Here is an 11818-nt window from a genome sequence, read left to right on the forward strand (position 1 = left end):
AACTGCGTATCGCTGTGGTGGGTTGCGGCGCGATGGGCTCGGTGTACGCAGGCCGGCTGTCGGCCGCGGGCCACGACGTGCTGGTGGTGGACTCCTGGGCTGATCACGTCCATGCCATCGCAACCGCGGGCCTGCAGATCTCGGGTCCGGACGGGGATCGGGTGGTGTCGATCCGTGCTTTCCCGACGACCCCACACGAGGTTGTCGACCTCGTCGTGTTGGCGGTGAAGGCCGCCGATGTCTCCAGCGCTGCAGCCACTCTCGGCGGGCTGATCGGCGCCGAAACCGTGGTGCTCACGATCCAGAACGGTTTGGGCTCGGCCGACGAGGTCGCTCGGCACGTGGGGGCGGACCGGCTCGCGGTGGGCATCGCCAGCGGTTTCGGTGCGTCACTGGCCGCCCCCGGCCGGGTGCACCACAACGCGATGCGGGCGATGCGCTTCGGCGCCTACGCCGATCTCGCGTTCGCGACTGTCGACCGGGTCGCCGAGGCCTGGCGGTCGGCCGGGTTCGACGCCCGGGCGGTCGACGACATCGCTGCCATGCAGTGGGAGAAGCTGATCTGCAACGTCGCCTACAGTGCCCCGTGCGCACTGACCGGCCTCACGGTGGGGGAGGTACTCGACCACGAGGAAATGGGCCCGGTGAGCCGGGCGGCCGCGACTGAGGCGTGGGAGATCGCCAAGGCCCGCGGAATTGCCGTCGACGTGGACGATCCGGTCGCGTTCGTGCGCGACTTCGGGGCCCAGATGCCCGCGGCGAAGCCGTCGGCGTTACTCGATCACGAGGCGGGGAGGGTCGGCGAGATCGCGGTGATCAACGGTGCCGTTCCCCGGGAGGCCGCCAAGGTGGGCCGCCTTGCTCCGGTCAATGCGACGCTGACGGCGCTGGTGCGGACCCGCGAGGCCGGTTTCGGGGGCCGCCCGAACCCCTGATCCCGGTCCGCGCGGCCGGCTCAGAGGTCTCCTGGCGGTTGGTCGTCGACGCCGAACGTTGCCCGGGACCCAGGGCGTCCGGGTTCATAGCGGTGCACATCGAGCAGCCGGCCGAGCGCCACTGAAACCCGGCACGAGTGAAGATCCGGTCGAGCCCTTCGGCCTCGGCTGCGGTCGCGACGGCTTGCGAGCCGGGTACAACGAGGGCCCGGATGCCGGGAGCCACGGTACGGCCGATCAGCACCTGGGCTGCGGCACGCAGGTCCTCGAGCCTGCCGTTGGTGCACGACCCGATGAACACCGTGTCCACCGCGATGTCGCGGACAGGGGTGCCCGGCTCGAGGTCCATGTATGCCAGGGCGCGCGCCGCAGCCTCGCGCTCATCAGGGTTGGCGTACTCGTCGGGGGACGGGACGACGCCGTCCAGGGCCACCGAGTGGCTGGGGATGGTGCCCCAGGTGACGGTCGGGGAGACGTCGTCCGCAGACAGCGATCTGGTGCGGTCGAAGTGGGCGCCGTCATCGGTGTGAAGGGTCCGCCAGTACGTCAGCGCCTTGTCCCACTGGGCTCCCACCGGTGTGTAGGGACGGCCGTGCAGGTAGGCGAAGGTCACGTCGTCGGGCGCAACCATGCCTCCGCGTGCACCGCATTCGATGGTCATGTTGCACAGCGTCATCCGCTGCTCCATGCCGAGCGACCGGACCGTGCTGCCCCGGTACTCGACGACGGCCCCGGCGCCACCGTTGGGGCCGAGCCTGCGTACGACGTGCAGGGCGAGGTCCTTGGCGCTCACCCCCGGGGCGAGGTCTCCCTCGATCCGCACCTGCATCGCCTCCGGGCGTTCCATCGAGAGCGTCTGCGTCGCAAGGACATGCTCCACCTGGCTCGTTCCGATCCCGAAAGCCAGCGCCCCGAAGGCGCCGTGGGTGGAGGTGTGAGAGTCGCCGCACACGATCGTCAGACCGGGCTGAGTCAGGCCCTGCTCGGGCCCGATGACGTGGACGATGCCGTTGCCGACCGAGCCCATCGGGTTGTGCGGCACGCCGAAGGCCGCGCAGTTGCGGCGGACCAGCTCGAGTTGTAACCGGCTCAGCGGATCGGAGACGGGTGAGCCGGGCCCGGTGGTCGGCACGTTGTGGTCCTCGGTCGCCATCGTCAGGTCCGGTCGGCGGACCTGACGGCCGGCCGCCCGGAGCCCTTCGAAGGCTTGGGGGGAGGTCATCTCGTGCAGCAGGTGCAGGTCGACGTAGAGCAGGTCGGGGCCGCTGCTGCCACGGACGACGACGTGCTCGTCCCAGAGCTTGGCGAACAGGGTGCGCGGTGCCACGGGCCGTCGTCGCAGTCGTCAGTCGGTGACGACGACGGGCCTGCGGCGGTCCGCGGCGGTCCGGGGCGTGTGGGTGACGTCCTCCGGGCCGAATTCGCGCATCCAGCAGGCGAACTCGAGCAGGATGCCGTCGGGGTCCTGGAAGTAGAACGAGCGGACGTATACGCCATCGTGCATCCCGGTCGCTATCTGGGACGGACTGTCGTCGTGGTTCACGATCGGGCCGACCCGTACGCCAGCCTCCTTGAGCCTTTGGCGGTAGTCCTGAAACTTCTCCGGAGGGACGTCGAAGGCGATGTGATTGAGCGAGCTGACAGCGCTGGTCCATTCACCGAAACCCGGCTTCTCGACAGGGGCCGAGATGCCGGGCACGCCGTCGGGCGCCTCGGCGAACCAGAAGAATGCGAGGGAGTTGCCGTTGCCGGCGTCGAAGAAAAAGTGCTGTCCGATGCCGTCGGGGAGGTCGACGGTCTTCACCAGGGTGAGGCCGAGGACGTTGCTGTAGAAGTCCACGGTGCGTGCCATGTCCGAGCAGACGAGCGCGACATGGTTGAAGCCGCGGATCTCGAAGTTGGGTGTGCTCATAGGACTTCCTTTCGGGGTAGAATATGATTCTAACATCAGATTCATATCTGATCAACGGTCGAAACCCGGCGAGGGGGGCGGATTGGAGGATGTCGGGTAGAAAAGGCGGCAGATGATCTGAAGATTGCAATGGAAGGGTGCGCACATGGCTGATCCGGCGAAGGGTCGACCGACACGGCGGGGTCGAGAGACGCTGGAAGCGATCGATGCCGCTGCGCGAAAGGTGATCGCGGAGAAGGGCTTCCTGAAGATGAGGGTGGCCGACATTCTCGCCGAGGCGGGGAGGTCCCCGGCTTCGTTCTACAACTATTACGACTCCAAGGAGGCGTTGCTCGAGCGCTGGGCCCGTCGATTCCAGGACGAGGCGCGCGCGCGTGCACAAGCCGGCCGTCAGGTGGCCGGTCGCGAACCGCGGGAGCGTGTGGCTGCGTCCGCTCGGGCGCACTGGGAGACCTACCGGGAGTGGCTCGCGGAGATGGTGGGCGTCTTCCAGCTCGCCATGGTCAACGACGATTTTGCTCAGGTCTGGGACGAACTGTGTGCCGAGGCCATTGCCGGAATCGCGGAGGAGGTCACTCGCGCGCAGGAGCGGGGTTACTGCCCGGGCGTCGATCCCCACCTCACTGCCACGGCGATCGTCGGGATGATGAACATGTTCAGCTACGAGAAGCTCGCGAACGGGCGCGCGGCCGACGTCGACGACGAGGCGTGCGTCGCGACACTGACGGAGATCTGGTACCGCGCCGTGTACTGGCGGCCGTGAGGGTATGGACAGTCACTCGACCCCTGTGATACTAAATCTGAACTCAGATTTATAAACAAGGAGTCACAGTGGCTATCGAACGTACGTTTGTCGGACTGCCGAGCCTTGGTCTGCCCCGCTTCGGCGCCGGCGGACACCCGTGCCAGGGTCTGTACCACCACCTGGCGGGCACACGCCCGAAGACTGCGGTGATCGCGGCGCATTACCAGATCGACTTCTCCGAGCACTACATGGCGGATTACTTGGCGGAACGGGGGATTGGCTTCCTCGGCTGGAACACACGGTTCCGTGGCGACGAGGCGCATTTCATCCTCGACTACGCACTCAGCGACATCGGGGTGGGCGTCCGCTGGCTCCGCGAGCAGGCCGGCGTGGAGAACGTCGTACTGCTCGGCAATTCCGGAGGCGGTTCGCTCATGGCCGCCTACCAGTCACAGGCGGTGGCACCGAAGATGACCCCGCTGCCCGGAATGCGCTTGGCGTCCGGTGTCGAGGACTTGCCGGCCGGTGATGGCTACATCTCGAGTGCTGCCCACCTGGGGCGGCCCGAGGTGCTCACTGCGTGGATGGACGGTTCGGTCACCGACGAGAACGACCCGTTGGCGACCGATGCCTCCCTCGACTTGTTCAATCCGGACAACGGGCCGGCATACAGTGCTGAGTTCGTCGAGCGCTACCGGGCCGCGCAGGTCGCCCGCAACCACCGCATCACCCGGTGGGTGAAGGGCGAGCTCGAGCGCCTCACTGCCGCCGGATACCACGACCGGCCCTTCTCTGTCGCCCGAACCTGGGCAGACCCGCGAATGGTCGATCCCACCATCGAGCCCACCGAACGCGAACCGAACCTCTGCTACGCCGGTGTTCCGGAGCGGGCCAACCGCTCGGTGTTCGGCATCGCCTCGGCGTGCACACTGCGAACGTGGCTGTCGCTGTGGAGCCTCGAGGACTCCCAGACTCGGGCGCGTGCGCACCTCCCCAACATCACCGTTCCCGCGCTCGTGGTGAACGCCATGGCCGATACCGGTGTGTTCCCGAGCGACGCCGCGGCGATCCACGACCTGATCGGATCGGGGGACAAGGAGTCGCAGGAGCTCGTCGCAGATCATTACTTCCTCACGCCGGGCGCGCGTGACGAGCTCGCCGACATGACCGCGGCCTGGATCGAGAAGCGTTTCGGAGTGTCGAAGTAGCCGACGCCCCGACCGTCACACGCCGATGCGCTCGCCGGCGTGTGCCGACCCCAGCCACGTGTGCGGGTTGCCGTTCCAGCACCAGCCGAGCTTCGGTCGACGCTCGCTGATCCACAGCGCGGGCACCCGCTTGTCCCCGCACCGCGACGCCAGGAGCGAGAAGCACTTGTTCTTGCGCAGCATGTCCGGGCGCGCGGTGAGCAGGGCGATGCCCTCCTCGACGGTGAGGGGGGTCCGGCCCATCGCGGTCAGTGACTCGAGGGCGGCCGCCGGCGCGACATTGAGGAATTCCGACCCGGTGTCGACGTTCACCAGCAGGTAGGCGACGCCGTCCGGGATCGTCACGGTCTCGACCGGGCGGAACCGGGAGAGCTCGGCCGGCTCGAGGACCGAGAACCCCGGCCTGCCGCCGAGCACGGTCTGGGCCATCGCCTCGTGGGCGTCGAGCGACCCGCCCTGCGCGGTGCGCGAGACCACCAGGACGAACGGGACGTGGTCCTCGCCGTGGTCCGCCGAGCACTCCGGATCTGCCAGGACGACGCCGCGCAGCGGTTCGAGGGCGTCCGCGAACCTCGGGGCGCTGAGCCCGGTCAGCGCCGGGTAGCCCAGTTCGGTGAGCACCCCCACCTGGCGGTCGAATTCGGTCTCCACAGCTGTCGGCGTCATCGGCACTCCATTTCCGTACGGTGTACCGAACCAACGTGCGGGGTCCGCGCATTGTTCCCCGGGCGGCGCGGCAGGTGGCAGGATCGTCGGCATGGCACTCACGCTGCACCTCGCCGGCGACGCGGACGCGGACGCGCTGCTCGCCGCCGACCCACTGGCCCTGCTGATCGGAATGCTGCTCGACCAGCAGATTCCGATGGAGGTCGCCTTCGCCGGGCCGAAGAAGCTCGACGACCGACTCGACGGCCTCGACGTCCACAAGATCGCGGAGATGGACCCCGAGAAGTTCCTCGCCCTGTGCGCCACCCCACCCACGGTGCACCGGTTCCCCGGGTCGATGGGCAAGCGGGTCCAGGACCTGTGCGCCTACCTGGTCGAGCACTACGACGGCCGTACCGAGGCGATCTGGACGGACGGCGCCCCGGACGGCAAGGAGGTGCTCCGGCGGCTCAAGGCGCTGCCCGGCTACGGCGACCAGAAGGCGCGGATCTTCCTGGCGCTGCTCGGCAAGCAGATCGGCGTCGAACTCGACGGCTGGCGCGAGGCCGCGGGCGCGTACGGCGACGACGGCGCGCGCCGGTCGATCGCGGACGTGGTCGACGACCAGACGCTCGCCGAGGTGCGCGAGTTCAAGAAGGCCGCGAAGGCTGCGGCGAAGGCAGCCAAGGCCACCTAGAGCGTGTCTCCTAATCGGAGGTAATCGCATCAGCGACACTGGGCGTCGTGTCACGTACCGAGTATTTGTCCGACACCCAGTGGTCGTTGATCGAGCCGATGTTGCCCTCCTCGGAGGGCCGAAGCGGTCGCCCGTTCCGCAACAATCGCAAGGTCGTCGAGGGGATCGTCTACAGGTACCGTGCCGGCATCGCGTGGCGTGACGTGCCTGTGGAATTCGGTCCGTGGCAGACGATCTGGAAGCGACACCGCCGCTATGCCGGTGACGGAACATGGGACACGATCCTGACCGCACTCCTCGCTCATGCCGACGCGAACTGCCTGGTCGACTGGACCGTGTCGGTGGACTCGACGATCTGCCGTGCCCATCAGCACGGGACGAACCTCCCGAGGGACACAGGGGGCACTGTCGAATTACAGGAATCTGCGGACCGAACCCGCTGACCACGCCTTGGGGCGGTCCCGCGGCGGCCTCGGCACGAAGATCCACCAACTCTCCGACGGCAACGGCCGGCCCATGGCCCTGCTGATCGGGCCAGGTCAGGCCGGCGACTCGCCGGTTTTTCCGCTGTTGATGCAGGCACTGTCCGTTCCCCGAATCGGCCCGGGACGGCCCCGGACCCGCCCGGACGCGGTGCTCGGAGACAAGGCTTACTCGTCGAAAGCCAACCGGGCCTTGCTGCGCGCACGGGACATCGAGGCGGTGATCGCCGAACCGGACGACCAGAAACGCAACCGACTCCGAAGGGGCAGTCGCGGTGGTCGTCCAGTTCGGTTCGATGCCGAGAAGTACAAGGGGCGCAACGTCGTCGAGCGTGCCTTTGCCACCATCAAGCAGTGGCGCGGACTCGCCACCCGCTACGACAAATTGGCTCTCACCTACCGCGCTGGGGTGCTCCTGTCAGCGGTGTGCACCTGGGTCAAACACCTCGCGGGTTAGGAGACACGCTCTAGCCGCACATACCCTTTGTCTCCGTCACACACCAGCTGTACGCGAAACGGGTGTGTGACGGCGCGAGAAGGTGTGTGCCGGCCGGGCCGGGACGGCTACTCCTCCGTCTGGTCGCCGCCGACGACGGCGCGCACCTGCTCGGTCTGGGCGGCGGTCCAGTCGGCGGGGTCGAGGATGCCGGCCCACATGTTCACCGCGTCCCGGCCGAAGGTGTGGCCGTGGCCCTCCGGCACGTCGGCGGAGAACACCATGTCCATGGTGACCTGCCAGAACGTGACGAACGGGATCCAGCGCATGCCGGGGTCGACGTCCGGGCCCAGCGGTTCGCGGAGCCAGTCCGGCTTGTGCAGCAGCAGGTCGAAGGACCACCAGGTGATCGGGTCGCTGGAGTGCTGCCAGTAGACGATCCGCGGGGTGCCCCACGGTGCGGGGAGGTCGAGGTCCGCGGCGGACCCGGCGAACCGGACGTTCGCGCCGCCGTCGACGACCGGAAGACGTTCGGGTGAGCCGGGATCGCGGTCCGCGGTGATCTGCGCCCACTGCGGCGCGAAGTTCGGGGTGCCGACCCACAGCGCGCCGTCCGTGCGGGACAGCATGTCCTGGGCCCCGCTGAAGGCGCCCTGCCCGCCGAACGAGCCCAGGCTCTCGCCGAACACCACCAGCTTGGGCCGGGACTCCGCGGGACGGGCGTCCACCGCCGCCGAGACGGCCTCGAACAGCGCCCGGCCCGCCTCCGGCGGGGTCTTCCGGTCCGCGACGAACGACAGCGCGCTGGGCAGGAACGAGTACTGCATCGACGCGATCGCCGAGTCGCCACCGGCGACGTACTCGAGCGACGACGCGACCCGCGCGTTGACCCAGCCGCGGCCGGTGGTGGTGGCGACGGCGAGGACGCTGCGGTCGAAGGCGCCGGTGCGCTCGAGTTCGGCGACCACCCGATCCGCCACGCCCTCAACGGAATCGGCGGACTCACGGCCCGCGTAGACCCGGATCGGCATGGGCGCCGGACGGCCGGTGACGGCGGAGATCTGCTCGGGGGTGGGGCCGCCGGCGACGAACGTGCGACCCTCCCGCCCTAGGCTGTCCCAGGGTTCGGCGGAGGCGGGGGAGCCGGACCGCTCGGCTGCGGTCGGCTCCGCGACGCCGGGCGCGGTGCTCTGGTCCGCGGCCGCCGCGGACCGGTTCGCCAGGCCGATGACGCCTTGGTAGACAACGCCGTTGACCACCAGCACGCCCACGACCAGCACCACGACCAGGCTCGCCAGCCGCGCGACGGGGGCGGGCACGTAGCGCAGCCCGAGCGCGGTCAGCCGGTTGGTGCCGCCGCGGATCGCCCGCGCGATCGCGAGGAGCGTGACCGCGACGGTCAGCGAGAGTGCCAGCACCAGAAGGTAGTACGAGCGGCTCGCGGGCTCCGCCTGGGCGAGCTCGCGGACGATCTGCTGCCACCAGGAGCCGAGGACGAGGAAGGTCGGCACGGCGACCACGGCCAGGCCCAGCAGGGTCCACCAGCCGATCCGCCGGGTCCGCTCCGAGTACCGCGCGGTGACGCCGCACTTGCGGACCAGCCACGCTGCGAGGCAACCGATTCCGTACCCGGTCGCGACGCTGATGCCGGTCGCCACGGCCTGCAGGTACCAGGTGCGTGGCAGCAGCGACGGCGTCATCGACCAGCAGAAGAACAGCAGGGCCAGCGTCAGGCCGACGGGGTGCAGCGAGCGGCCGTAGCGGCGCAGTCGGTCACCGGCGTCGACCGGCGACGCGGTCCCCGCGTCGCCGGTCGGTGTCGTGGTGTCAGCTGTGTTGTCGGACGGCGACGTCGTCGCCTGGGGATCTGCGGTCGCGGACATCGGTGCTTCCTGATGGGACGAGGAATCTTCCGTCCGGTGCCCGGACCCCGGGATAGTAGCGGACCTGTTGCGGTGCGGGCGGCGGATCCCTCGGCCGGTCAGTGCACCGGGTCGTCGTCCTCCTCGGCGGCCCGGCGGCGGTGCTCCTCGTCGCGCGGCGGGAACAGGCCGGGGCCGGTCGGCCCGCCGTGCGCGAGCACCGCGTGCTCGTACGCGGACTCGGCGTGCAGCGCCAGGTCGACGCCGGTGATCTCGTCCTCGGCGCTGACCCGGAACCCGAGGTACCGGTCGATCAGCTTGCCGAGGCCGTAGCTCATGCCGAACGCGTAGAGGCCGACCACCAGGACCGCGGCGACCTGCTTGCCGAGCTGGGCCAGCCCGCCGCCGAACAGCAGCCCGGACACGCCGCCGGTCATCACCTTCGCGGCGAGCAGGCCGATCAGCAGGGTGCCGACGATCCCGCCGACCAGGTGCACACCGACCACGTCGAGCGAGTCGTCGTAGCCGAACTTGAACTTCCAGCCGACCGCGAACGAGCAGACGCCGCCCGCGACCACGCCGATCACCGCGGCGCCGCCGACCGTCACCCAGCCGCAGGACGGGGTGATGGCGACCAGGCCCGCGACCACGCCGGACGCGGCGCCGAAGGTGGTGGGGTGGCCGTCGCGGCGCTGCTCGACCACCAGCCACCCGAGCATGCCCGTGCAGCCGGCGACCAGCGTGTTGAGGAAGACGGCGGCCGCGGTGCCGTTCGCGGACAGCGCGGAACCGGCGTTGAAACCGAACCAGCCGAACCACAGCAGGCCCACCCCGAGCAGCACCAACGGCAGGTTGTGCGGGCGCATCGGCTCGCTGCGGAATCCGATGCGCGGGCCCAGGACCAGCGCCAACGCCAGGCCGGACGCGCCGGAGACGATCTCCACGACGAGGCCGCCGGCGTAGTCGAGGGCGCCGAGGCGGGCGATCCAGCCGTCCGGACCCCACACCCAGTGCGCGACGGGGACGTACACGGCCAGCGCCCAGACCGGCACGAACACCATCCACGAGGAGAACTTGGCGCGGTCGGCGATCGCGCCGCTGATCAGCGCGGCGGTGAGGATCGCGAAGGTGAGCTGGAAGGTGGCGAACAGGAACTCCGGCACGGTGCCGTGCAGGGTGGTCGGGTCGATGCCCGCCATCCCGAAGTGCTCGAGCCCACCGAGCAGGCCGCCGCCGATGTCGTCGCCGAAGGCCAGGCTGTACCCCACCAGCAGCCAGACGACGGTGACCAGGGCGATGGCGACGAAGCTCATCATGATCATGTTGAGCACGCCCTTCGACCGCACCATGCCACCGTAGAACAGGGCCAGTCCGGGCGTCATGAGCAGTACCAGCGCGGTGCTCACGAGCAACCAGGCGGTGTCGCCGGCGTCGATTGTCTGCACGTCAGTCCTCCTGTCGGTGCGGGATGTTGCCGCATCTGTAACTGACGATGCGGGGCTGCGGTTTCACCGGCGCGGCGGTCGTGTTGCGGCTGTGTTTCGGATTTTGCACAGGTCGTGCGAGGTCGGGCGGTGACACGTGGCGCCGTGGTCGCGGGACGCGAGCGGGTCGCAGTGGTCCGTGGGCGCGATGTCGGGGATCGCCGGTACCCTCACCGCGTGGCCCTCTACCGGAAGTATCGACCGGCGACCTTCGCTGAAGTGGTGGGGCAGGAGCACGTCACCGAACCCCTGAGCACCGCCCTGGACGCCGGCCGCATCAATCACGCCTACCTGTTCTCGGGTCCGCGCGGCTGTGGCAAGACGTCCTCGGCCCGGATCCTGGCGCGCTCGCTGAACTGTGTGGAGGGACCCACCTCCACACCGTGCGGGGTGTGTCACTCCTGTGTCGCGCTGGCGCCCGGCGGTCCCGGCAACCTGGACGTGATCGAGCTCGACGCGGCCAGCCACGGCGGCGTCGACGACACCCGCGAGCTGCGTGACCGGGCCTTCTACGCGCCCGCGGAGTCGCGCTACCGCATCTTCATCGTCGACGAGGCGCACATGGTCACCACGCAGGGCTTCAACGCCCTGCTCAAGATCGTGGAGGAGCCGCCGGAGCACCTCATCTTCGTCTTCGCCACCACCGAACCGGAGAAGGTGCTGCCGACCATCCGGTCGCGCACCCACCACTACCCGTTCCGGCTGCTTGCGCCGACCACCATGCGCGGGCTGCTCGAGAAGATCTGCGCGCAGGAGCATGTCGCGGTCGACCCCGCCGTGTACCCGCTGGTGATCCGGGCGGGCGGAGGCTCGCCGCGTGACTCGTTGAGCGTGCTGGACCAGCTGCTCGCCGGCGCGGGCAGCGAGGGCGTCACGTACGCGCGGGCGCTGTCGCTGCTCGGCGTCACCGACGTCGCCCTGATCGACGACGCCGTCGACGCGCTCGCCGCCGGTGACGGCGCGGCCCTGTTCGGCACGGTCGACAAGGTGATGGACGCCGGCCACGACCCGCGGCGGTTCGCGGTGGATTTGCTCGAGCGCATCCGTGACCTGATCCTGATGCGGGCGGTGCCCGACGCGGCCGAGCGGGGCCTGGTCGACGCGCCCGGCGACGTGCTCGAACGGATGCGGGAGCAGGCCGAGCGGATCGGCCCCGCGACGCTGGCCCGGTACGCGGAACTGATGCACGCCGGACTCGGCGAGATGCGCGGCGCGACGGCGCCCCGGCTGCTGCTCGAGGTGATGTGCGCGCGGATGCTGCTGCCCTCGGCGTCCGACGCGGAATCGGCCGTGCTGCAACGCCTGGAGCGGCTGGAGCGGAGTCCCAGCGTGAGCGTGCCCGCGGCCGGGCAGGCGACGGCGGCGCGGACGCACGCGGCCGCGGAGCCCGCCGCTCGGCCGAGCGCGCCGGC

General features: G+C 69.6%; 10 protein-coding genes and 1 pseudogene. 6 read left to right on the plus strand and 5 right to left on the minus strand.

Features of this window, described 5'->3' with window-relative positions:
• Window positions 1-2 precede the first annotated feature (2 nt).
• Window positions 3-935, plus strand: coding sequence for a ketopantoate reductase family protein (locus tag AC1DU4_RS22715; RefSeq protein ID WP_477843714.1), 933 nt, complete (start codon window positions 3-5; stop codon window positions 933-935).
• Here the strand turns inward: AC1DU4_RS22715 and leuC are convergent.
• Together leuC and AC1DU4_RS22725 are read right to left on the minus strand one after the other, a co-directional pair.
• Window positions 868-2262 carry a 3-isopropylmalate dehydratase large subunit gene (leuC, locus tag AC1DU4_RS22720; RefSeq protein WP_477843696.1) on the minus strand — a complete coding sequence of 465 codons (1395 nt, stop codon included), beginning with the start codon at window positions 2260-2262 and terminating at the stop codon, window positions 868-870. The genes AC1DU4_RS22715 and leuC overlap by 68 nt on opposite strands.
• A gap of 18 nt (window positions 2263-2280) precedes the next feature.
• Window positions 2281-2847 carry a VOC family protein gene (locus AC1DU4_RS22725; protein WP_477843698.1) on the minus strand — a complete coding sequence of 189 codons (567 nt, stop codon included), beginning with the start codon at window positions 2845-2847 and terminating at the stop codon, window positions 2281-2283.
• Window positions 2848-2992: 145 nt separating this feature from the next.
• On the opposite strand from AC1DU4_RS22725, the gene AC1DU4_RS22730 reads away from it, so the two are divergent.
• Together AC1DU4_RS22730 and AC1DU4_RS22735 are read left to right on the plus strand one after the other, a co-directional pair.
• The gene (locus tag AC1DU4_RS22730; RefSeq protein WP_477843700.1) at window positions 2993-3610 is read left to right on the plus strand and encodes a TetR/AcrR family transcriptional regulator; all 618 of its coding nucleotides are present in this window, start codon (window positions 2993-2995) and stop codon (window positions 3608-3610) included.
• A 68-nt stretch (window positions 3611-3678) separates the two neighbouring features.
• Window positions 3679-4800, plus strand: coding sequence for an alpha/beta hydrolase (locus AC1DU4_RS22735; protein ID WP_477843702.1), 1122 nt, complete (start codon window positions 3679-3681; stop codon window positions 4798-4800).
• A 15-nt stretch (window positions 4801-4815) separates the two neighbouring features.
• On the opposite strand, the gene AC1DU4_RS22740 is transcribed toward AC1DU4_RS22735, so the two are convergent.
• A complete protein-coding gene (locus tag AC1DU4_RS22740; protein WP_477843704.1) occupies window positions 4816-5466 on the minus strand; it encodes a DUF5701 family protein in 651 nt (216 codons plus the stop codon).
• 91 nt (window positions 5467-5557) lie between these two features.
• Here AC1DU4_RS22740 and AC1DU4_RS22745 point away from each other — a divergent pair, with 91 nt between their 5' ends.
• Both AC1DU4_RS22745 and AC1DU4_RS22750 read left to right on the plus strand, forming a co-directional pair.
• On the plus strand, window positions 5558-6142 hold the full coding sequence (locus AC1DU4_RS22745) for an HhH-GPD-type base excision DNA repair protein (RefSeq protein WP_477843706.1): 585 nt from the start codon (window positions 5558-5560) through the stop codon (window positions 6140-6142).
• Window positions 6143-6189: 47 nt separating this feature from the next.
• Window positions 6190-7081, plus strand: a pseudogene (locus AC1DU4_RS22750) (IS5 family transposase).
• Window positions 7082-7188: 107 nt separating this feature from the next.
• On the opposite strand, the gene AC1DU4_RS22755 reads toward AC1DU4_RS22750, so the two are convergent.
• Complete coding sequence (locus AC1DU4_RS22755; RefSeq protein ID WP_477843708.1) at window positions 7189-8943, minus strand: alpha/beta hydrolase; 1755 nt, start codon at window positions 8941-8943, stop codon at window positions 7189-7191.
• A 98-nt stretch (window positions 8944-9041) separates the two neighbouring features.
• Complete coding sequence (locus tag AC1DU4_RS22760; protein WP_477843710.1) at window positions 9042-10367, minus strand: ammonium transporter; 1326 nt, start codon at window positions 10365-10367, stop codon at window positions 9042-9044.
• A gap of 216 nt (window positions 10368-10583) precedes the next feature.
• Here AC1DU4_RS22760 and AC1DU4_RS22765 point away from each other — a divergent pair.
• Window positions 10584-11818: DNA polymerase III subunit gamma and tau (locus AC1DU4_RS22765; protein WP_477843712.1), on the plus strand; the 1235-nt coding region annotated here is incomplete at its 3' end.

Source organism: Rhodococcus sp. P4_F5, from assembly GCF_056401315.1.

Coding starts and splice junctions, on each gene's coding strand:
- AC1DU4_RS22725 (WP_477843698.1), bottom strand. CDS start 2,847: ATGAGCACACCCAACTTCGAGATCCGCGGCTTCAACCATGTCGCGCTC.
- AC1DU4_RS22730 (WP_477843700.1), top strand. CDS start 2,993: ATGGCTGATCCGGCGAAGGGTCGACCGACACGGCGGGGTCGAGAGACG.
- AC1DU4_RS22740 (WP_477843704.1), bottom strand. CDS start 5,466: ATGACGCCGACAGCTGTGGAGACCGAATTCGACCGCCAGGTGGGGGTG.
- AC1DU4_RS22745 (WP_477843706.1), top strand. CDS start 5,558: ATGGCACTCACGCTGCACCTCGCCGGCGACGCGGACGCGGACGCGCTG.
- AC1DU4_RS22755 (WP_477843708.1), bottom strand. CDS start 8,943: ATGTCCGCGACCGCAGATCCCCAGGCGACGACGTCGCCGTCCGACAAC.